The organism is Pseudomonas sp. BC42, assembly GCF_021560055.1.
GTDB lineage: Bacteria > Pseudomonadota > Gammaproteobacteria > Pseudomonadales > Pseudomonadaceae > Aquipseudomonas.
Map to the genome: position 1 here is coordinate 6,063,615 of NZ_CP091067.1, position 21,516 is coordinate 6,085,130.

A 21,516-nucleotide genomic window follows, 5' to 3' on the forward strand; every position below is an offset into this window, starting at 1 on the left:
GCCGGCTCCTACAGGTTCATGTAGGAGCCGGCTGGCCAGCGAACAGCTCTCCCCTCTCTATCAGCCCCCCGCCTCGCTCAACGCCTCCAGCGTCTTGCCCCGGGTCTCCATCCCGAACAGCCAGACCACTCCCGCCGCGATCACGAAGCACGCCGCCCCCAGGGCAAACACCCCGCCCTGCCCGGTGATGGGAAACACCAGCCCGGTCACCAAGGGCCCCAGCAACGAACCGATCCGGCCAACGGCCGAAGCAAAGCCCGAGCCCGTGGCCCGGGCCGACGTCGGGTACAGCTCGGGCGTGTAGGTGTAGAGCACCGCCCACATGCCGAACAGGAAGAACTGCATCAACAGCCCGGTGCCGATCAGCAGCCCGACGTTGCCGCCAAACACCGCGCTCTGTCCGTAGAAGAACGCCATGACCCCGCCACCGAGCAAGGTCACGATGCACACCGGCTTGCGTCCCCAGCGCTCCACCAGCCAGGCGGCCATGAGAAACCCGGGAATCCCGCCCAGGGAAATCAGCACCGTGTAGTACACCGACTGCGTCACGGCAAAACCGGATGTTTGCAGCAAGGCGCTGAGCCAGGACGTCAGCCCGTAGAAACCCAGCAGGGCGAAGAACCACAGGCTCCAGATCATCAACGTGCGTTGCCGGTACAGGGGCGACCAGATCTGTTTCAGCGCGGAGAAAAAGTGCCCCGGCGCACTGTCGAGGCGTGGCAGGCGCACCGGCTCCGGCAACTGCGCCGTGCCCAGGGAAGCCCGGACCTTGTTCTCGATGTCGCCCAGCACGCGGTCCGCATCGGCATGCCGCCCGGCCTGCTCCAGCCAGCGCGGCGACTCGGGAATAAAGAAACGGATCACCAGCACGAACACCGCCGGAATCGCCAGCACCAGGAAGATGTCGCGCCAGCCGATCAGCGGCAGGAGGAAATACGACAGCACCCCGGAGGCAACGAAACCCAGGGGCCAGAAGCCGTCCATCAAGGCGATGTAGCGTCCACGGCGCTGCGCCGGGATCATCTCTGAAAGCATCGATTGGGCGATGGGAAACTCCATGCCCATGCCGATCCCCAGCAGCACCCGGAACAGGGTCAGGCTGTCCACGCTCTGGGCGGTGGAACACAGGTAGCTGGCCAGGCCCCAGAGCACGATGCTCCATTGGAACACCGGCTTGCGCCCGAAGCGGTCGGCGAGCATGCCCGACAGCGACGCGCCGAGCACCATGCCGAAGAAACTGGAGCTGGCCAGCAGGCCGGCCTGGGCCGAGCTCAGGCCGAACTCGGTTTTGATCGAGCCGAGGAGGAACGTCATCATCGCCAGGTCCATGGAATCGAAGAAAAACGCCAGGGCGATAATGATGAAGATCACCCGGTGATAACCGCTGATGGGCAATCGTTCCAAGCGCTCGGCGGCGCTGTATCCCTGTATGGCCATGCCCGTTCCCCCGGTTGAATGCTGGACCGTCCGAGTGTGCGGGATCGAGGCCGGGACGGATGGCTGAGGGCGACCTGTTCGCGTCAGGCAGCGACGCCGGGCACGGGGCCCGGGGTGGCCGGCTGCTACGGGCGGCGGGCGCTGATCTCGGCGCAACGCTCCTGAAGCAGGTCGCGCAGCAACTTCACCGGTTTGCTCAGGTGCGCCCGATGGGTGCACAGCAGGTTCAACGACGCGCCTTCGCAGCGCAGCTCCGGCAGCAGGATCTGCAGGCGACCGGCGAGCACATCGCCGGCCACGTCCAGCCAGGACTTGTAGGCAATCCCCTCGCCGGCCACGGCCCAGCGCCGCACCACATCGGCATCGTCGCTCAAGCGGTCGCCACTGACGGTCAGGCTCACCTCGCGCTTGCCGTCAAAAAAGCTCCAGAGGTCGTGCGCCCGGCTGTCGAGCATGTACAGCAGGCAGTTGTGCTGGGCCAGGTGTTCCAGCTGGCGCGGTTCGCCGTGCCGCGCCAGGTAGCTGGGAGCGGCGCACAGCACCCGGCGGTTGTCCGGGGCCACCGGCAAGGCCACCAGGCTGGAGTCCTCCGGCTCGCCGTAGCGCAGGGCGATATCCACCGGCTGGCGGAACAGGTCGGCAATCCGGTCCCCTAGCAGCAGGCGCACGCTGAGCTTGGGGTAGGCACGCTGAAACTCGTCGAGCCAGGGCAGCAGCAGGTTGCGGCCAAAGTCCGAAGGCGCGGACAGTTGCAACACGCCGCTGACCTGATCCTGGCCGCTGGCCAACAGGCGCCGTCCTTCATCCAGGTTGCTCAAGGCGGCGCGGGCGTATTCCAGAAAGCCCTCGCCCTCGGCGGTCAGGCGCAGGCTGCGGGTCGAGCGGGCCAGCAGGCGCGCGCCCAGGTGTTCTTCAATGCGCTTGAGGGCGGCGCTGGCCACCGCCGGCGACAGGTCCATGACCCGGGCCGCCGCCGACAGGCTGCCCAGATCGGCGGCACGCACGAACAACTGCAGGTCATCGAATCGCAGCATCGGTGAATTTCCGGATTATCAAAAAAATATTGAAAGAGACTGCTCTTTTAGCCGGTTTTATCTTCGGGAGAAATAGCCAATTATCTGCCCATCGCCTGACTCCCCTGAGGAAAACCCCATGTCCCAAGCCTTTACCGCGATTGCGACGCTGATCGCCAAGCCCCAGCAGCAAGCCGTCCTCAAGCGCGAACTCAGCGCCCTGGTCCCGCCCAGCCGCGAGGAAGCCGGCTGCCAGTACTACGAACTGCATGAGGACGCCGCGCAGCCGGGCACCTTCTACGTACTGGAACGCTGGGACGATGAAGCCGCCCTGGACTTTCACAACCACACGGCGCACTTCCAGCACTTCATCGCCCAGACCCGCGAGGCAATCGAGCACTTCGAGCTCAAGCGCCTGCAATTGCTCGTCTGAGCCCAACTCTCACACTCATCAGGAACTCATCATGAAAGCCATCGCCTACTACGCCTCCCTGCCGATCGACGACCCCAAGTCCCTGCAAGACATCGAACTGCCCGAGCCGGTGGCCGGCCCTCGCGACCTTCTGGTGGAGGTCAAGGCCATCTCGGTCAACCCGGTGGACACCAAAGTCCGCCAGAACGTCCAGCCCGAAGGCGGCGCCGCCAAGGTGCTGGGCTGGGACGTGGCCGGCGTGGTCAAGGCCGTGGGCAGCGAGGTCAGCCTGTTCAAGGTCGGCGACCGGGTGTTCTACGCCGGCTCCATTGCCCGGGCCGGCGGCAACAGCCAATTGCATACGGTGGATGAACGCATCGTCGGCCATATGCCCAAGAGCCTGGGCTTTGCCGAAGCCGCGGCCCTGCCGCTGACCGCGATCACCGCCTGGGAGCTGCTGTTCGAACGCCTGCAGATCAGCCAGGACCGCAGCGACCAGGGCCAGAGCCTGCTGATTGTCGGCGCCGCCGGCGGGGTCGGTTCGATCCTCACCCAACTGGCCCGGCAACTGACCGGTCTCAAGGTGATCGGCAGTGCCTCCCGGGAACAGACCCAGGCCTGGGTCCGCGAGCTGGGCGCCCAGCATGTGGTGGATCACCGCCAGCCACTGAGCGCCGAGCTCAAGCGCATCGGCATCCATCAGGTGACCCACGTGGCCAGCCTGACCCAGACCGACGCTCACCTCGATGAATTGGTGGAGGCCCTGGCGCCCCAGGGCAAGCTGGCCCTGATCGACGACCCGAAAAGCCTCGATGTGACCAAGCTCAAGCGCAAGAGCCTGTCGCTGCACTGGGAGTTCATGTACACCCGTTCGCTGTTCGAAACCGCCGACATGCAAGAGCAGCATGTGCTGCTCAACAAGGTCGCCGAGCTGATCGACGCCGGCACCCTGAAGACCACGCTGGGCGAGCATTTCGGCCAGATCAACGCGGCCAACCTGCGGCGTGCCCATGCCGTGCTGGAGAGCGGCACGGCCAAGGGCAAGATCGTTCTGGAAGGTTTCTAAGGCCCTGGCGGACGGTGGCCATCGCGCAGAAAAGCCCGCTGGTCGCCGTCAGTCCGAGAGTTGATTTCGGTCATATTTGTGACCGTATTCGGGTCTACACTGGCAGCCCTTGCACCGCACTCTTTTAGCGTTAGGAGGTCAGCAATGAAGATCCTGATAAAAGAACTGGCACACCCTCAAGGCTCCCAATGGCAGGTACGCCTGGATCAGCACGCGGTGACTTTCCGCAGCGAGGCCGAAGCCCGGGCGTTCACCCAGACCCTGCAGGCCCGCTTGCAAGCTCCCCACCAGATTCCCCAGGTTCAGCGCGCCGTCGGCTGACTCAAGGCTCGGCGGCTCTCAAGGCCCGGGCATTCTGCAAACGCCGGGTCACGACCGCCATGCTCACCGCCAGAACCCCGCACAGGCAGATGACCATGGCCATCGGCATGGCGCTGCCATCGTGCAATACCCCCACCAGATAGGCGGCACCCGCCGCCACGCTGAACTGCAGGCAACCGAGCATCGCCGACGCGCTGCCGGCCCGCGCGCCCTGGCCGTTCATGGCACAGGCCGCAGCGTTGGGAATGATGCAGCCCAGGCTGGCGATGCACACGAACAACGGCAGTAGCAGCGGCCAGAGTGCGCTGGTGTGCAAGGCGCTGATTCCCAACAGGGTCAGGCCCGCCGCCAGGTAGATCCACACCGTGCGCGCCAGCAGAAAGGCCGGCCCGCGCTTGGCCAGCAGGCGCGCATTGATCTGCGCCACCAGGATGAAGCCCCCGGCGTTGATCCCGAAGAACCAGCCAAAGTGCTCCGCCGGCACGCCGTAGAGCTTGATAAAGACAAAGGGCGAACCGGCGATGTAGGAAAACATCCCGGCGATGGCGATGCCGCCGGTCAGGGCGTGACCGAGAAAGACCCGGTCCGCCAGCAGCAGGCCGTACTGGCGCAGCGCTCCGGACAAGGGCAGGCGCGGACGCGTGGCCGGCATGCTTTCCGGCAGGCCCAGGGCCACCGCCAATCCGGACAGGGCGCTGAACACCGTGAGCATGATGAAGATCGACTGCCAGCCATACAGGTTGACCAGCAGGCCGCCGAGCATCGGCGCCAGGATCGGCGCCAGGCCCATCACCAGCATCAGTTGGGAGAACACCTTGGCCGAACCCACCGCGTCGCACTTGTCGCTGACCACCGCGCGGGAAATCACCATGCCGGCACAGCCGCCCAGGGCCTGGACAAAACGTGCACCGATCAGCCACTCCAGGTTGGGGGCATAGGCGCAGGCCAAGGAGGCCAGGGTGAACAGCCCCACGCCAGCCAGCAGGGGCAGGCGCCGGCCAAAACGGTCGGCCACCGGGCCATAGGCCAGCTGGCCGATGGACAGGCCGAGGAAATAGGCTGCCAGGGTCAGTTGGACGTGTTTTTCATCGGTGCCGAAAGCCAGGGCCATCGATGGAAAGGCCGGCAGGTAGAAGTCGATGGCCAAAGGGCCGAAGGCACTCAAGGCACCGAGAATCAGGATTGTGCGCAGGTTCATGGCATCCAGGCGAAGCGTAGGTCAGCGGGCGCACAGTCTAGCCGCGCTTGGACGCCTTGAACATTCCGATAGGTCGCTAACGATTAAAAAGACTCAGGCAACCTTGACCGCATAGCCTTCCTCACTGATCAGGCTGATCACTTCTTCATTGGACAGGCGACTCTCGACGCCCACTTCCTTGGCCGCCAGATCGACCCGCACCGTGGCCGCCGGATCCTTGCTTTGCAAGGCTTGAGTGATGGCCCGCACGCAGTGGCCGCAGGACATGCCTTGAACATTGAAAACTTGCATCACGCTTCTCCTGTATTGGGATGCACGCAGTCTTGTCCTTGCCACCGTGGCAAGGTCAAGTTGCGGATTGATCTGCCGGGCTGGAAATCGGCGCCGCGCTCCGCCAAGCTGCACGTCTTACGACATCACAGCAGGAGATTCAGCCATGCGCTGGTCCACTTTCAGCCTCGTCGGCCTCCTTGGTCTGTTCGCGGCAGCGCCGCCGGCCCTGGCCGCAGGAGAAGACTACGGCGTCCTGATCATTTCCCGGGAGCGGCTGGAAGTCGCCACCTCCTGCGAGATCGGTCTGTACCTTCAGGACCAGCTCGCCGGCCGGCTGTTCCAGGAGCAGAGCGCCTCCTTCAACCTGCCACCGGGCAAGGTGTCCGTGCGCCTGAAACTGCTGCCGGGCCAGGCGCCGGGCTGCAACCCCGGCATGCTTGCCCCAGGTTCCCAGGACATCAGCCTGCGGGCCGGCGATGTACTGAAGTTCCGCATCGCCAGCAACGCCTCGGGCATGTACCTCAAGCCCGCCGCCCTGGAATACTGAAGCCCCGCCTCGCCACACGCCTTGCGCCAGCCCGCGCAAGGCGCGCTGCAACGCCCCCCTTGGGACAAAATGAAGCACCCTGGCAATGCCCGCTTGACCTTGCCTGCATGGCAAGGTTGATCCTGTGGGCATCATTTACAGGGAGTGTCAGCCATGCCTGAATCAACCACCTTCGACCTGCCGATTGCCGGCATGACCTGCGCCAGCTGCGCCGGTCGTGTCGAGCGAGCCCTGGGCAAGGTCGCCGGTATCCGTGCAGTGAGCGTCAACCTGGCCACGGAACAGGCCCGGGTCGAAGCCCCCGGGGACAGCCTGCCGGCGCTGCTGCAAGCCGTGGAAAATGCCGGTTACAGCGTGCCGGTGCAATCCGTCGAATTGACCATCGGCGGCATGACCTGCGCGACCTGCGCCGGTCGCGTCGAACGGGCCTTGAACAAGGTTGCCGGGGTGCGCAGCGCCAGCGTCAACCTGGCCACCGAACGCGCCCACGTCGAGCTGCTGGGGCAGGTCGACCCGGGGCTGCTGATCAACGCCGTGACCCAGGCCGGCTACTCCGCCAGCCGGTGGCAAGCCGAGCAGAAACAGGGCGACGAGCAACAGCAGCACCTGCGCCGCGAGCGCTGGAGCCTGGTGCTGGCGATCCTCCTGGCCCTGCCCCTGGTGCTGCCGATGCTGGTGCAACCCTTCGGCCTGCACTGGATGCTCCCGGCCTGGGCCCAGTTCGCCCTGGCCACCCCGGTGCAGTTCATCTTCGGCGCACGCTTCTATGTCGCCGCCTGGAAAGCCGTGCGCGCCGGCAGCGGCAACATGGACCTGCTGGTGGCCCTGGGCACCAGTGCCGGTTATGGCCTGAGCCTGTATGAATGGGCCACGGCCGCCGCCGGCAGCATGCCGCACCTGTACTTCGAAGCCTCGGCGGTGGTGATCGCCCTGGTGCTGCTGGGCAAATACCTGGAAAGCCGCGCCAAGCGCCAGACCGCCAGCGCCATCCGCGCCCTGGAAGCCCTGCGCCCCGAGCGGGCGATCCAGGTCATCGACGGGCGCGAGCAGGAAGTCGCCATCAGCGCCCTGCGCCTGAACGACCTGGTGCTGGTCAAGCCCGGCGAGCGCTTCCCGGTGGACGGCGAAGTCATCGAAGGCCAGAGCCATGCCGACGAAGCGCTGATCAGCGGAGAAAGCCTGCCGGTGCCCAAGCAGCCCGGGGATAAAGTCACCGGCGGCGCCATCAACGGCGAAGGTCGCCTGCTGGTACGCACCCTGGCCCTCGGCGCGGAAACCGTGCTGGCGCGGATCATTCGCCTGGTGGAAGACGCCCAGGCCGGCAAGGCACCGATCCAGAAACTGGTGGACAAGGTCAGCCAGGTGTTCGTGCCCACCGTGCTGGTGCTGGCGCTGATCACGCTGGTGGGCTGGTGGCTCTATGGCGCGCCCCTGGAAACCGCAGTGATCAATGCGGTGGCCGTGCTGGTGATCGCCTGCCCTTGCGCCCTGGGCCTGGCCACGCCCACCGCTATCATGGCCGGCACCGGCGTGGCCGCCCGCCACGGCATTCTGATCAAGGACGCCGAAGCCCTGGAGCGGGCCCACGAAGTGAGCTCGGTGGTCTTCGACAAGACCGGCACCCTGACGTCCGGCACGCCGCGCATCGCCCACATGCAGGCCCTGGAGGGCGACGACAACAGCGTGCTGCAACTGGCCGGCGCCCTGCAACGCGGCAGTGAACACCCCCTGGCCAAGGCGGTGCTGGACCTGTGCCAGGAACGCCAACTGCCAGTGGCCGATGTCAGCGCCAGCCAGTCCCTGACCGGACGCGGTATCGCCGGCACCCTGGACGGCCGGCAACTGGCCCTGGGCAATCGCCGCCTGCTGGAAGAGTGCGGCCTGAACCCGGGCAGCCTGGCCCAAGCGGCCAAGGACTGGGAGCACGAAGGCCGGACCCTGTCCTGGCTGATCGAACAGAGCCCGCAATCCCGGGTCCTGGGCCTGTTTGCCTTTGGCGACACGCTCAAGCCCGGCGCCTTGCAGGCAGTGCAGCAACTGCGCGCGCGGCAGATCAGCAGCCACCTGCTGACCGGCGACAACCGTGGCAGCGCCAAGGTGGTGGCCGATGCCCTGGGCATCGACGACGTGCACGCCGAAGTGCTGCCGGCGGACAAGGCCGCCACGGTAACGGCGCTGAAAAAGACCGGGGTGGTGGCCATGGTCGGCGACGGCATCAACGACGCCCCGGCCCTGGCGGCGGCCGACATCGGCATTGCCATGGGCGGCGGGACCGACGTGGCGATGCATGCGGCGGGCATCACCCTGATGCGTGGCGATCCACGCTTGATCCCGGCGGCCCTGGAAATCAGCCGCAAGACCTACGCGAAGATCCGCCAGAACCTGTTCTGGGCCTTCGTCTACAACCTGATCGGCATCCCGCTGGCGGCGTTCGGCCTGCTCAATCCGGTGCTGGCCGGCGCGGCCATGGCCCTGTCCAGCGTCAGCGTGGTGAGCAATGCGCTACTGTTGAAAACCTGGAAACCCAAAGACCTGGAGAACGCCGAATGAACATCGGCCAAGCAGCGCGCAAGAGCGGCCTGAGCGCCAAGATGATCCGTTACTACGAGTCCATCGGCCTGCTCAAGCCGGCCCATCGCAGTGACAGCGGCTATCGCCTGTACGGCGACGAAGACCTGCACAGCCTGGCCTTCATCAAGCGTTCCCGGGACCTGGGCTTTTCCCTGGAGGAAGTGGGCAAGCTGCTGACCCTGTGGCAGGACCGGCAGCGGGCCAGCGCCGATGTGAAGGCCCTGGCGCGCCAGCACATCGACGAGCTGAACCAGAAGATCCGTGAACTGGCCGGGCTGCGCGACACCCTGCAGGACCTGGTGGAGCACTGCCACGGCGACCACCGCCCGGACTGCCCGATCCTCAAGGAACTGGCTTCGGGCAGTTGTTGCGGGTCCTGAGTACTTGCAAGAAGCAATCTCTGTAGCCGCTGCCGAGCCCTAGCGAGGCTGCGAAAAGGCCCGCAGGGCCTTGCTTGGCGATCCCTTGCAAAACCTCGGCGCCCTCGTCCCTTCGGGCCGTGCGCAGCCTGCGGCAGCGGCTACAAGGTGCCAAGGTGCCAAGGTGCCAGGTAGTTTGCAGGAATAAAAAATCCGGCCAAGGCCGGATTTTTCTATTCCATCACTGCATCCAGGGCGGAGGCGGTGGTTCTTCGGATTTGCCTGGCGGCGCATCGTCCGCCGCCCGCACGGCCTGCCGGCGCTCCTCGTCGAGACGTGCCGCTTCGATCTCGCGGATCACGCTGCCGACATCCGCCAGTTCCTCGGGGTCGTCGAACTCGCCGGTCAGCACACTGCCCGGGTGCAAGGTGCCGGCCTCGTACAGGGCCCACATTTCCTTGGCATAACGGGTGCGCTTGAGCTCCGGAGCGAATCGCCCGAAGTAGGACGCCATGTTGCCCACGTCCCGCTCCAGCATGCTGAACGCGTGGTTGTTGCCCGCCGCATCCACTGCCTGGGGCAGGTCGATGATCACCGGACCGTCCGGTGTCAGCAGCACGTTGAACTCGGACAGGTCACCGTGCACCAGCCCGGTACACAACATCAGCACGATCTGGGAAATCAGGAAGGCGTGATACTCACGGGCCTGGTCCGGTTCCAGCACCACATCGTTGAGCCGTGGCGCCGCATCGCCGTATTCGTCGGCCACCAGTTCCATCAGCAGCACGCCTTCGAGAAAGTCGAACGGCTTGGGCACCCGCACCCCAGCGTTGGCCAGGCGGAACAAGGCCGCCACTTCGGCGTTCTGCCAAGCGTCTTCGGTCTCCTTGCGCCCGAACTTCGAGCCCTTGGCCATGGCTCGCGCCTGACGGCTGTTGCGAACCTTGCGCCCTTCCTGATACTCCGCCGCCTGACGGAAACTGCGTTTGTTCGCCTCCTTGTAGACCTTGGCGCAACGTAGCTCGTTGCCGCAGCGCACCACATACACAGCTGCCTCTTTACCACTCATGAGTGGGCGCAGCACCTCGTCTACCAGACCGTCTTCGATCAGGGGTTCAATGCGTTTTGGAGTCTTCATCAGCTTTTATTGTGGGTCCCTTGTTACCAAACACGCGAAAGTCACTCGTTATACGGCAATCCTCCCACCACGGGAAAGGGCCGCCGAGCCGCGAGCGACAGCAATGCACTCAATGTGCCAGATCAATCCATCGACGCCGCCAGGGATCATAGCCAAGACTGCAGCGGCCAGTGGCTTTGCACGCCCTCGCCGCCGACGCGCCGCGACCAGTTTTTTTTGCGCCGCCGGCTCAATATTGCTCGGCGCCAGCCGAAGCCCTCAGAGAGACAGGGAGTTTGTCCGACAATCCAATAAAGACGTCAGCCGCCGGCCAAGGTTCGACCGCCCGCGGTTCGACTTCAGCCACAGGGACGACAATCAGCGCCACCTCACAATCTGCCAATAATCCGCGAGTCGCCTGCACTTCGTGGTCATACAAAAAACTGGAGCGCGGATGAACATCAAACAGAAACTGACCTGGGCCTTCGCCGTCATTGCCTGCCTGCCCGTGGTGCTGGTGGCCACGCTGGTGGTGATCAACCTGCGCAGCGAAGCGCAAAACACCTTTGTCGACGGCAGCGGCCGCGAGATCCGCCAAGTGGCCAACGCCATGCAGCTGTTCTTCGAAGGCATCAGCCAGAACATCGATTACCTGGCGGCGCAACCGTTGCTCACCCAGGCCGGCGGCGACCTCAAGACCTGGATGAGCGCCGATGCCGCCAAGGTGCCGGAAGGCGAGCAGGACAAGCGCATCTTCGACCTGTTCGCCGCCATGGCCGCCAGCCATCCCGCCTATGCCTATGTGTCCTACGGCGTGAGCAACGGCGGTTACGTCTCCTGGCCCGCCGACCTGAAGCTGGCCAACTACGACCCGCGCGTGCGCCCCTGGTACAAAGCCGCGCTGGCCAGCCCGGGCAAGACCCTGCGCACCGATGCGTACTACTGGGCCCCGGACGATGCGGTGCTGGTCAGCACCGTGCGCTCCCTGGCCAACCAGCTAGGGCCCCAGGGCGGCGTGGTCGCGGTCGACGTGTCGCTCAAACAGCTCACCGAAATCGTCAAGCAGATCAAGCTGGGCGAATCCGGCTACCTGATGCTGATGGAAAACAACGGCACGGTACTGGTCGACCCCAAGCAGCCGGAGCACAACTTCAAGGCCCTGGACAGCCTCGGCGAGGGTTACGCGCAACTGGCCAAGACCGGCAAGGGCCTGGTGCAAGTGGAGCTGGGCGGCGAACACTACATGGCCAACGTCTGGCCTTCGCAACAGCTGGGCTGGACCTTCATCGGCCTGATCAAGCAGAGCGAAGTCATGGGTTCGGCCACCCAGCTGACCTGGATCATCGCCGTGATCGCCGGGGTCCTGGCGGTGCTGTTCGCGGTGTTCGGCGCCAGCTTCGCCAGCCTCATCGTGCGGCCGATCCGCGGCGTGGCCAGCGGCCTGGAAGGCATTGCCCAGGGCGAAGGCGACCTGACCCAGAACCTGAACATTCGCGGCAATGACGAAACCGCGCAGTTGGCCAACTGGTTCAACCAGTTCCTCTCGGCGATCCGCAGCCTGATCCAGCACATCGGCCAGGCGGCGCAGAAGATTCTCGCCACCTCCCACTCCTCGACCCAGGTGTCCAGCGACATGGCCGAAGCCGCCGGGCGCCAGCGCGAAGCCGTGGACATGGTGTCCACCGCGTTCCACGAAATGGTCGCCACTGCCAACGAAGTGGCCCGCTCCTGCAGCCAGGCCGCGGAGTCGGCGGACAGTGGCCAGCGCCAGGCCCGGGAAGGCCAGCAGCAGATCGACGACGCGGTGCACAGCGTCGACCGCCTGAGCCAGGAGATCGAACAGTCGGCGCAATCGATGCAACAGCTGGAACGCGACAGCACCGATATCCAGTCGATCCTCGGCACCATCCGCTCGATCGCCGAACAGACCAACCTGCTGGCCCTCAACGCCGCCATCGAGGCCGCCCGGGCCGGTGAGCAGGGCCGCGGCTTTGCCGTGGTGGCCGATGAAGTGCGGGCCCTGGCCAAGCGCACCGCCGACTCCACCGCCGAGATCGACGGGCTGCTGGGCAACCTGGCCAAGCGCACCAGCGCGGTGACCCAGCAGATGCACGCCAGCCTGGAAGTGTCCCAGCAGTCGGTGAACCGCATCGGCCTGGCGCGCAACAGCTTCGGGCAGATCCGCGAATCGGTGGACGTGATCCGCGACATGAACACCCAGATCGCCACCGCCGCCGAAGAGCAGCACCAGGTGGCGGAAGACATCAACCGGCACATCAGCCAGATCCATGGCGATGCGCAGTTGGTGGCGGAACTGGCGAACTCGGCACGCCTGGATTCCCAGAGCCTGGCGGGGTTGTCCAATGAGCTGGACGCCCTGGTGCGGCGCTTCAAGACTTGAGGGTCTTTTCGCCGGCCAGCCGGCTCCTGCGGATGGGCGACTTGCCTCTGTAGGAACCGGCTGGCCGGCGAACATCAGCGTTCGATGATCGCCGTCACGCCCTGCCCACCTGCAGCACAAATCGAAATCAGCCCGCGCCCCTGCCCCGCCACACTCAGCAACTTCGCCAGGTTGGCGACGATGCGCCCGCCGGTGGCGGCAAACGGATGCCCCGCGGCCAGGGAGCTGCCTTTGACGTTGAGCCGGGCGCGATCGATGCTGCCCAGGGGCGCCTCCAGGCCCAGGCGGGTCTTGCAGTACTGCGGATCTTCCCAGGCCTTGAGGGTGCACAGCACCTGGGCGGCGAAGGCTTCGTGGATTTCGTAGTAGTCGAAGTCCTGCAGGCTCAGGCCATTGCGCGCCAGCAGGCGCGGTACGGCGTACACCGGCGCCATCAACAGCCCTTCGGCCCCCTTGACGAAGTCCACCGCCGCCGCCTCGCCGTCACGCAGGTAGGCCAGGATCGGCAGGCCGCGTTCCCTGGCCCATTGCTCACTGCCCAGCAGCACCAGGGAGGCGCCATCGGTCAGCGGCGTGGAGTTGCCGGCGGTGAGGGTGCCCTGGCCGCTGTGGTCGAAGGCCGGCTTGAGGCTGGCGAGTTTTTCCAGGCTCAGGTCCGGGCGCAGGTTGTTGTCCCGGGTCAGGCCGAGAAAGGGAGTGAGCAGATCGTCATGCCAGCCTTCGGCATAGGCCGCGGCCATTTTCTGGTGGCTTTCCAGGGCCAGTTGGTCCTGTTCGCCGCGGCCGATGCTCCAGGTCTTGGCCATCTGCTCGCAATGCTCGCCCATGGACAAGCCGGTGCGCGGCTCGCCGTTGCGCGGCAGTTCCGGCTTGAGGTGATGGGGTCGCAGTTGCAGGAGGATCTTGAGCTTGTCACCGATGCTCCGGGCCCGATTGGCCTGCAGCAGAATCTGGCGCAGCCCTTCGTTGACCCCGATCGGTGCGTCCGAGGTGGTGTCGACACCGCCGGCGATGCCGCAGTCGATCTGCCCCAGGGCAATCTTGTTGGCCACCAGCAACGCCGCCTCCAGGCCGGTGCCGCAGGCTTGCTGGATGTCGTAGGCCGCCGTGGTGGGCGCCAGCCGCGAGCCCAGCACACATTCGCGGGTCAGGTTGAAATCCCGGGAGTGCTTGAGCACGGCCCCGGCCACCACCTCGCCGATACGCAGGCCATGCAGGTTGTAGCGCTCGATCAGGCCTTCGAGGGCGGCGGTGAGCATGGCCTGGTTACTGGCCGTGGCATAGGGCCCGTTGGAACGGGCAAAGGGGATGCGGTTACCGCCAATAATCGCCACGCGACGCAGTTGTGTCATGGAGAGCTCCCTGTTCTGTGAGTGCGACTGCGGTGAGTAGGTCCCCCTCTAGCGTAGGAGGCTTCTGGCTGATCGAACGACTCGGAGCCATTCATGGTCCACACTTTGAACCCCAGCCAATGGAGTGCGTTCCATGTCCGACCGTTATATCGACTTCGCCAATTCATCCATCGGCCAACGCCTGGTGGGCGCCCTTGGCCTGCCGTCACCGGTGCGCCTGGAACGCTGGCAGGCCGGACGGCTGCGGCCCATCGAGGGCGCCTTGCTGGTGGGCGGCGGTCCCCTGGCCCAGCAGGTGAGCAGCCTGGCCCCGCGCCTGACCGACTCGATCTACAGCTACGGCTGCGATCCGGCCCTGGCCACACCGTGGATTCCCGGGCACGGTCCCAGGCTCAAGGCAGTGGTGTTCGATGCCAGCGAACTGCGCCACACCGATCAGCTCAAGCAACTGCGGGAATTCTTCCAGCCGCTGCTGAGAAGCCTCGAACCCTGCGCCCACCTGCTGATCCTCGGCCGGGCCCCGGAAACCCTCGATACGCCCTTCGCCGCCAGCGCCCAGCGTGCCCTGGAAGGTTTCAGCCGCTCCCTGGCCAAGGAACTGCGCAACGGCGCCACCCTGCAGTTGCTGTATGTCGGCCACGGAGCCGAGGACCAGCTGGAGGGGGCGCTGCGCTTCTTTCTGTCGCCCAAGAGCGCTTTCGTTTCCGGACAGGTTCTGCGCTTGCAGCCCTGCGCCGTCCAGGTCCAGGACTGGAGCCGCCCGCTGGCCGGGCGCAGGGCCCTGGTCACCGGCGCGGCGCGGGGCATTGGCGCGGCCATCGCCGAAACCCTGGCCCGTGATGGCGCCCAGGTGCTGTTGCTGGATGTGCCCCAAGCCAAGGTCGACCTGGAAACCCTGGCCGCGCGCCTCGGCGGACAGGCCATCACCCTGGATATCTGTGCTGCGGACGCCGCAACCCAGTTGCTCGAGCATCTTCCGGACGGACTCGACATCCTGGTGCACAACGCCGGCATCACCCGGGACAAGACCCTGGCCAACATGACCGCGGAGTTCTGGGATGCGGTGCTGGCGGTGAATCTCAACGCTCCCCAGGTGCTGACCCAGGCCCTGCTCGACAGCGGGCGCCTGCATGACCACGGGCGGGTGATCCTGCTGGCCTCCATCAGCGGCATTGCCGGCAACCGCGGGCAGACCAACTACGCCGCCAGCAAGGCCGGACTGATCGGCCTGGCCCAGTCCTGGGCGCCAGCGCTGCAGCCCCGGGACATCAGCATCAATGCCGTGGCCCCGGGCTTCATCGAGACTCAGATGACCGCCAGGGTGCCCTTCGCCCTGCGCGAGGCCGGGCGACGCATGAGCGCCCTGGGCCAGGGCGGCCTGCCCCAGGATGTCGCCGAGGCGGTGGCCTGGCTCGCCCAGCCGGGCAGTGGCGCGATCAGCGGACAAGCCTTGCGGGTCTGCGGCCAAAGCGTCCTGGGAGCCTGACGATGAGCAACCACTGGCACGATCTGCACCTGCCCGCCTCCCTGCCCCCGCTGTTCCTCAAGGCCGCGCTACGTCGCGGGATCAAGAACACGCCGTTGCCGGAGCAGGGCCTGCGCTGTTGGATCAGCGTCGAGCCGCGCCGGCTGGAGGCCTATCGCCAGGTGTGCGGTTACCTCGACAACGGCCTGCTGCCCGCCACCTATCCCCATGTGCTGGCCTTTGCGTTGCAGATGCAATTGCTCACCGACCCGGCGTTTCCTTTCCCCCTCTTGGGGCTGATTCATCTGGCCAACCGGATCCGCATTCTGCGCCCCATGGGCAATGTCGGCAGCGTGCGAGTCGCCGTTCGGGCGGGCAACCTGCAACCTCACGCCAAGGGCGCGGTGTTCGATCTGCTGACCACGGTCGACGATCTGCTGGGACCGCTCTGGGAAGCCGAAAGCCGCATGCTCTGCCGGGGTGTGCAAGTGCCGGGCGAGCCCGGCGCCCTGCCGTCGATGTCTGGGCTGGGTTTGAACGAAGTCAGTCGCTGGCAGGCCCAGAGCGATATCGGCCGGCGTTACGCCCGGGTTTCCGGCGACTACAACCCGATTCATCTCAGTGCCTGGAGCGCCCGCCTGTTCGGCTTCCCCCGAGCCATCGCCCACGGTCTGTGGAACAAGGCGCGAGCCCTGGCGGCCCTGAGCGACACCTTGCCGGCCGCCAACATCGAGGTGACGGTGCAATTCCTGAAACCGCTGCTGCTGCCCGGTGAAGTGCGCTTGCTGGCCAGCGCGGCGGGGTCCAGCGGTGAACTGCAATTACTCGGCAACGGCGATCTGCAGCACATGCAGGGAGGTTGGCGACCGATCGCCTGACGCGCGCTCAGCCTCGACGAATCAGCACCACGCCAATGACGATCAGCAGCAGTCCGGCGATCTTGCCGAGGCTGACCGGTGCCTCGCGAAACCCCACCCAGCCAAAGTGATCCAGGGCCAGGGCCATGCTCAACTGGCCGGCCAGCACCAGTGCCATGAACAGCAAGGCACCGATCCGTGGCCCGGCAAATGCGGCGGTGGTGATGAAAAACACCCCCAGCAAACCACCGCACCAATGCCACCAGGTCAGGCCCCTGAGGGCGCTCAGCGCAGGCATCTCGCGCTGCGCCAGCACCAGGATCAACAAGGCCAGGGTGCCGACGAAAAATGAAATCAATGCAGCGGCCAGTACCCCGCCGACCTGCTTGGCCAACTGACCGTTGATTCCGGCTTGCAAGGCCAGAAAGGCCCCGGCAAAGAACGGCAGGCACAGCAGCCACCAGACTGGGCTCAGCATCACGGACTCCAAGGGAATTTCGGTCGCGCATTATAAGCCAGGCTCAAACGGAAAGTCTGCGAAGCCAACTAAGCCGCAAATAAACTGCCGTATCCCGGCCTTTCGCTCAAATAAAACCCATTAATTGTATATATATAACTTTAGTTTCACGCCCTACCCACACACTCACGCGCAAACTACAAACCATTGATTAATAACATAATTAAAACAAACAACCTCCCCACCCATACTTTCAGACTAGCTACTTATCAGGAGAAAAAACAGCAAGATATAAGTCATTAATACCAAGTTCATAATTGTTCAAATTTCTTCTTGCGCCTCTTATGTACTCAACGGACGAAAGTATCTCCAGCACAAGAACTGGAGAACTGTCGAAGACAACGAACGTTGTAATAGGTGCAGGGATAACGATCATGAACACTCAAATTGGATGGAAAGCATGTACCGCATTGGCCTTGGCCCTGACTCTCGGCCTGACCGGCTGCAGCGGCGGTGGCGGTCACAAGAGCGGAGGTAGCAGTTCATCGACGACCAGCGCCGGCGGCAGCAGTGGCGGTACCGGTGGCACGGGCGGCGGCACAGGTGGTACGGGTGGTACCGGCGGCACCGGCGGCACCACAGGGACACTGACCACCAGCAGCCTGGTGTCCGACCTTGGCACCACCGTCAGTGGCGTCGGTACCGGGGTCAGCGATCTTGGGACCTCCCTGGCAGCGGTTCCAGTCGTCGGCGCTGTCGCACAAAGCGCAGTCAATACCGCGGGCAACGTGGTCGATACCGTGGGCCAAGGCTTGACCGGCGGCCTCGGCAAGCTGGGCACCGATCCCAAGGCGCTGAGTAAAACCACGGCCACCGTCGGCAACGTCGTCGGCGATGTGGGCACCGGGGTCACCGACCTCAGCGGCAAACTGGCCACCACGACCCAGAGTGTTCCACTGGTAGGAGGCGTGGTGACTCGCGTGGCACCGGTGGTCGGTGGCGTCGGCGCCCGAGTGACCATGCTCGGCAACACCTTGAGCACAGTCACCAGCAACGGCCCGGTGGGCACCCTGACCGATGGCGTGGGCGACAAGGTGCTGGTGCCCGTCGTCAGCCTGGCGGAGGGTGTGACTGGTAAAGCCGGCAGCGCGACAGGGCTCGGCGCACCGGTCAAAGGCCTGCTCAACGGCGTGGCCCAGGCGGTGGACAGCTCCGGCAATGCCGTCAGCGACTCCGGCGACGGCAACCCTGTGACCGACCTGCTGGGCAATGCCCTGAGCAATACCAGCAATGCGGTGGGCCGCGCCGGTGGCTATCTGGGCGGCTCGGGAAGCGGTTCCGGTACCGGCTCAACTGTCGGTAGCAACGGTCTGCTGGAAACCGTCGGCGGTGCCGTGGCCAACCTGAGCAACGGTGTGAATACAGGAAACAGCAACGGTACGGTCAGTGCGGGCGGTGTCACCGGCGGCGCGGTCGGCGGCCTGATCGCCTCGGTCGGCGGTGCTCTGGGCGGCAGCGGTACACCCAATCTGGTGGTCACCGCGCCCCTGGCCAGTGTCGGCGTGAGCCTGGGCTCGGCGCTGAACCCGGTCACCAGTTCGGTCACCGGCCTGACTCAGCAAGTAGGCGCCGCCACCGGAATTGGCGCTCAGGCCGGCAGCCTGCTGGGTCAAGTGGGAGGCGCGGTCAGCAACGTGGGCAGCACCATTGCTGGCAACAGCACCGGCAACCAGGTTGGCACTGCCCTGGGCGGCACCCTCGGTGCACTGGGCTCAACCGTGGCCTCGGTCGGTGGCCTGGTCAACGGCGGTACAGCCCCCAGCGGCGGCCTGCTCGGTGGCCTGAATGTCGGCGCCAGCGCAAGCGGCAGCGCCTCGGCCGGAACCACCGTCAACGGCGGCCTGGGTGGAGTGCTGGGTGGCCTGACCGGCGCCCTGGGCGGCACCAGGAAATAAATTGCACCTGGCCGATTCGACGGCCTTACCTACAGCGCCTACGCTTGGTTGAGAGCGAGGGATTCAGATGAATCTCTCGCTTTTTTTATCCAGAGCATGGCATCCCGGCGTGCGATCAAGGCCAAGACCCTGAACAACGCCAGGTATGAGGACTATTGGCGCCACCGCAGTTTGACCATGGAGTGTCCTATGCGCACATTGGCCAGTTTGTTGTTGATTGGATGCTGCACCTCCGCTTACGCCGACACCCTTCCCCGCTTTCTCAACAGCAACGACAGCATCAACAACCTGCCCCAGCCCAACTTGCCAGTGGACGCCTATCGTCCGGCCACTCCGCAGTTGCAGACGCCCGAGCAACCCGCAGCCCCCCAGGGGCAACAGCCCCTGATGATGGGGACCAAGGTCACGGTGCGCCAGGTGCAGATCGAAGGCGGCACCGTCTATCCCCTGGAACAACTGGCGGCCGTCTACCAGCCGCTGATCGGTCACGAAACCAGCTTCAGTCAATTGATCGAGGCCACCCGCGACATCACCCGGCGCTATCAGAACGACGGCTACCTGCTGTCCTACGCCTTCATGCCGCAACAGAGCTTCGATCAGGGCGTGCTGCGGGTGGTACTGGTCGAAGGCTATATCAAGGACTACCAGCTGCAGGGCGATATCGGCCCGGTGTCGGCCTACCTGGACAAACTGGTGAGCAAGCTCAAGGCCGAGCGCCCACTGACCCGCAAGACTTTCGAGCGCTACACCACCCTGATGAGCCGGGTACCCGGGGTGACGCTGCAAGCGGTGGTGCCGCCGCCCGGAACCACTGACGGCGCGACCCGGCTGGTGGCGGTGGCCAGTCGCAAATCCATCACCACCACCCTCAACAGCACCGATGACAACCGCAACGGCCTGCAGGCCCTGGTGGGCATCATCAGCAATTCGCAAACCGCCTGGGGCGAACAGCTCAGCCTCAGCGGCCTGTTCCCGCCCGGCAAGGACAAGGAGCACTACTACCGCCTGGACTACAGCCAGTTGCTGGGCTCGGAAGGCACGCAACTGAATCTCTACGGCGCACGCTACCGCAGCGATCCGCGTAGCAACGTGCAATTGAGCAACGGCCTGGAGCTTGAACCCCATCGCGAGAACGACCGTTTTTCCATCGGCGTCAGCCACCCCTTCATCGCCTCGCCCAATGAGATGCTCAGCGTCGGAACACGCCTGTATGCGGTGAACGACAAGACCCGCTACCGGGTCAGTAACAGCCCTCTGACCCTGGAAGAAAAAACCGATATCCGCGCCCTGGCACTGGAAGGCGACTGGAGCAAATCCGATCCACGGCAATTGCGGATTCTCAGCGCCGGCCTGTACCGCGGCCTGGACAGCATGGGGGCCAACACCAACAACGAACTCTATGACCTGGACTTCTTCCGCCTGCGCCTGGCGGGGGTACAGAGCGACCGCTTCTTCGACAACTGGCAAGGAGTGCTTTCCGGCGCCCTGTACTGGAGCGCGGACAACCTGCCCGACAGTGAACGAGCCAGCTTCGGTGGCCAGAACTTCGCTCGCGGCTACCCCGATGATCAGGCCACCGGCGACAAGGGCTGGGGCGTCGCCTACGAGGTGAACTACAGCTTCAACCGCGAAGGCCCCTGGGTGCGGGTGCTGCAGCCCTATGTAGTGCTGGACCGCTCGAAGACCTGGTTCAACCAGTTGCCGGTCAAGGGCAGCAATCTGTCGTCGGCGGCGCTGGGGGTGCGCTTCGGCGACGCCAAGCACTACAACATCGCCCTGGAGGCGGCCAAGCCGATGTCCGATGAAGCCCTGGACACCTACAACCGCCGACCGCGCTACACCCTGAGCTTCAGCTACCAACTCTGAGCCCTGCACCACCGAGGCCTGCTATTGCAGGCCTTTTTCTGCCCGCAGGACGCCACAGCCAAAGGGTTCAAGGCACTGGTGTTTGAGGGGCGTTTGCAACAGGCGCCGCCGCCCCGGCAAGCCGAAGGGCTTGAACCGGGACCGCCGCTGGCGCTCAGGGGCCGACGATATGCAGCCGGGGTTGGGGAAACAGATTGTTCAGGGTTTCCAGCAGGCGCACGTGATAGATCGGCTTGCGGAACAGGTCGAGTACCTGCAGGCGCAGCAGATCGCTGACGTCGTCCATATCGGCATGGCCGGACATGACGATGACCGGCAGATGCTGTCGCGAGGTGTGTTCACGCAGGCGCTTGATCAACGACAGCCCGCTTTCTTCCGGCATACGCAGGTCGGTGATGACCAGCGCGATGTCCGGATGGCGGGTGAGGTGCTCCAGCGCCAGCTTCACCGAAGTTGCGGTGAAGCAACAGAAGCCCTCACCTTCCAGCAGCTCGGTGAGTTCCAGCAGCGCGTCTTCTTCATCGTCGACCAGAAGCAGTTGCTGGCGTGGGGGGGAAGCACTATTCATCGACATTACCTTGAACTGACTGTCCGACGGCCTTCACAGGAGCAATCGCCGGTCTCAAGGCACGGGGCGGGTAACCGTGGCACCTCCCATGGCAACGAGGATGTTGTTGAAGATGGCCAGGACCCGGTCACCCATCGGCGTCACGAACACCACCACGACCACGGCAACCATGGCCACCACGATCGCGTACTCGATGGCCGATGCGCCGTGGGTTCTGGCCAGGAACAGACGCAAGCGAAGCAGCAGGTAGTCAAGCAGCATGAAGCACCTCCGATTTATCG

20 protein-coding genes are annotated in these 21,516 nt (G+C 65.0%); 11 read left to right on the plus strand and 9 right to left on the minus strand.

The window, feature by feature from the left end:
* Positions 1–60: 60 nt before the first annotated feature.
* A complete protein-coding gene (locus tag L1O02_RS27435) occupies positions 61–1,437 on the minus strand; it encodes an MFS transporter (protein WP_060837384.1) in 1,377 nt (458 codons plus the stop codon).
* Between the two features lie 125 nt (positions 1,438–1,562).
* Entirely contained in the window at positions 1,563–2,471 is a 909-nt protein-coding gene (locus L1O02_RS27440) for a LysR family transcriptional regulator (RefSeq protein WP_060837383.1), read from the minus strand.
* Between the two features lie 118 nt (positions 2,472–2,589).
* On the opposite strand from L1O02_RS27440, the gene L1O02_RS27445 reads away from it, so the two are divergent.
* The 3 genes from L1O02_RS27445 (at position 2,590) to L1O02_RS27455 (ending at position 4,249) form a co-directional block, all read left to right on the plus strand.
* Positions 2,590–2,883, plus strand: a complete 294-nt coding sequence (locus L1O02_RS27445) for a putative quinol monooxygenase (protein WP_108546003.1) — start codon at positions 2,590–2,592, stop codon at positions 2,881–2,883.
* A gap of 31 nt (positions 2,884–2,914) precedes the next feature.
* Positions 2,915–3,928, plus strand: coding sequence for a zinc-binding alcohol dehydrogenase family protein (locus L1O02_RS27450; RefSeq protein WP_108546002.1), 1,014 nt, complete (start codon positions 2,915–2,917; stop codon positions 3,926–3,928).
* A gap of 144 nt (positions 3,929–4,072) precedes the next feature.
* Positions 4,073–4,249, plus strand: a complete 177-nt coding sequence (locus tag L1O02_RS27455; RefSeq protein ID WP_164990742.1) for a hypothetical protein — start codon at positions 4,073–4,075, stop codon at positions 4,247–4,249.
* A 1-nt stretch (position 4,250) separates the two neighbouring features.
* On the opposite strand, the gene L1O02_RS27460 is transcribed toward L1O02_RS27455, so the two are convergent.
* Entirely contained in the window at positions 4,251–5,447 is a 1,197-nt protein-coding gene (locus tag L1O02_RS27460) for a multidrug effflux MFS transporter (RefSeq protein ID WP_108546001.1), read from the minus strand.
* A 93-nt stretch (positions 5,448–5,540) separates the two neighbouring features.
* The gene (locus tag L1O02_RS27465; RefSeq protein WP_060837380.1) at positions 5,541–5,738 is read right to left on the minus strand and encodes a cation transporter; all 198 of its coding nucleotides are present in this window, start codon (positions 5,736–5,738) and stop codon (positions 5,541–5,543) included.
* A 145-nt stretch (positions 5,739–5,883) separates the two neighbouring features.
* On the opposite strand from L1O02_RS27465, the gene L1O02_RS27470 reads away from it, so the two are divergent.
* From L1O02_RS27470 to cueR, 3 genes are all read left to right on the plus strand, one after another.
* Positions 5,884–6,267, plus strand: coding sequence for a hypothetical protein (locus tag L1O02_RS27470; protein ID WP_016966707.1), 384 nt, complete (start codon positions 5,884–5,886; stop codon positions 6,265–6,267).
* 153 nt (positions 6,268–6,420) lie between these two features.
* The gene (locus L1O02_RS27475; protein ID WP_108546000.1) at positions 6,421–8,817 is read left to right on the plus strand and encodes a heavy metal translocating P-type ATPase; all 2,397 of its coding nucleotides are present in this window, start codon (positions 6,421–6,423) and stop codon (positions 8,815–8,817) included.
* Positions 8,814–9,218, plus strand: a complete 405-nt coding sequence (gene cueR / locus L1O02_RS27480; protein WP_060837378.1) for a Cu(I)-responsive transcriptional regulator — start codon at positions 8,814–8,816, stop codon at positions 9,216–9,218. The genes L1O02_RS27475 and cueR overlap by 4 nt, the downstream gene beginning before the upstream one ends.
* Positions 9,219–9,438: 220 nt before the next feature.
* Here the strand turns inward: cueR and L1O02_RS27485 are convergent, their stop codons facing one another.
* Complete coding sequence (locus L1O02_RS27485) at positions 9,439–10,335, minus strand: PA4780 family RIO1-like protein kinase (protein WP_060837377.1); 897 nt, start codon at positions 10,333–10,335, stop codon at positions 9,439–9,441.
* Positions 10,336–10,768: 433 nt separating this feature from the next.
* Here L1O02_RS27485 and L1O02_RS27490 point away from each other — a divergent pair, with 433 nt between their 5' ends.
* Positions 10,769–12,715 carry a methyl-accepting chemotaxis protein gene (locus tag L1O02_RS27490; RefSeq protein ID WP_060837376.1) on the plus strand — a complete coding sequence of 649 codons (1,947 nt, stop codon included), beginning with the start codon at positions 10,769–10,771 and terminating at the stop codon, positions 12,713–12,715.
* A gap of 74 nt (positions 12,716–12,789) precedes the next feature.
* Here the strand turns inward: L1O02_RS27490 and L1O02_RS27495 are convergent, their stop codons facing one another.
* The gene (locus tag L1O02_RS27495) at positions 12,790–14,067 is read right to left on the minus strand and encodes an acetyl-CoA C-acetyltransferase (RefSeq protein ID WP_108545999.1); all 1,278 of its coding nucleotides are present in this window, start codon (positions 14,065–14,067) and stop codon (positions 12,790–12,792) included.
* A 133-nt stretch (positions 14,068–14,200) separates the two neighbouring features.
* Here L1O02_RS27495 and L1O02_RS27500 point away from each other — a divergent pair, with 133 nt between their 5' ends.
* Together L1O02_RS27500 and L1O02_RS27505 are read left to right on the plus strand one after the other, a co-directional pair.
* On the plus strand, positions 14,201–15,553 hold the full coding sequence (locus L1O02_RS27500) for a 3-oxoacyl-ACP reductase (RefSeq protein WP_108545998.1): 1,353 nt from the start codon (positions 14,201–14,203) through the stop codon (positions 15,551–15,553).
* 2 nt (positions 15,554–15,555) lie between these two features.
* Positions 15,556–16,410, plus strand: coding sequence for a MaoC family dehydratase (locus L1O02_RS27505; protein WP_060837373.1), 855 nt, complete (start codon positions 15,556–15,558; stop codon positions 16,408–16,410).
* A 7-nt stretch (positions 16,411–16,417) separates the two neighbouring features.
* Here L1O02_RS27505 and L1O02_RS27510 read toward each other — a convergent pair whose 3' ends face one another.
* Positions 16,418–16,867, minus strand: coding sequence for a DMT family transporter (locus L1O02_RS27510; RefSeq protein WP_060837372.1), 450 nt, complete (start codon positions 16,865–16,867; stop codon positions 16,418–16,420).
* Between the two features lie 413 nt (positions 16,868–17,280).
* On the opposite strand from L1O02_RS27510, the gene L1O02_RS27515 reads away from it, so the two are divergent.
* Positions 17,281–18,801, plus strand: a complete 1,521-nt coding sequence (locus L1O02_RS27515) for a collagen-like triple helix repeat-containing protein (protein WP_060842382.1) — start codon at positions 17,281–17,283, stop codon at positions 18,799–18,801.
* Positions 18,802–18,990: 189 nt separating this feature from the next.
* The gene (locus L1O02_RS27520; protein WP_060837370.1) at positions 18,991–20,667 is read left to right on the plus strand and encodes a POTRA domain-containing protein; all 1,677 of its coding nucleotides are present in this window, start codon (positions 18,991–18,993) and stop codon (positions 20,665–20,667) included.
* A gap of 154 nt (positions 20,668–20,821) precedes the next feature.
* On the opposite strand, the gene L1O02_RS27525 is transcribed toward L1O02_RS27520, so the two are convergent.
* Complete coding sequence (locus L1O02_RS27525) at positions 20,822–21,235, minus strand: response regulator (protein WP_060837369.1); 414 nt, start codon at positions 21,233–21,235, stop codon at positions 20,822–20,824.
* 54 nt (positions 21,236–21,289) lie between these two features.
* Positions 21,290–21,496 (minus strand): Flp family type IVb pilin, encoded by a 207-nt coding sequence (locus L1O02_RS27530; protein ID WP_060837368.1) that lies wholly within the window; start codon positions 21,494–21,496, stop codon positions 21,290–21,292.
* Positions 21,497–21,516: the final 20 nt, after the last annotated feature.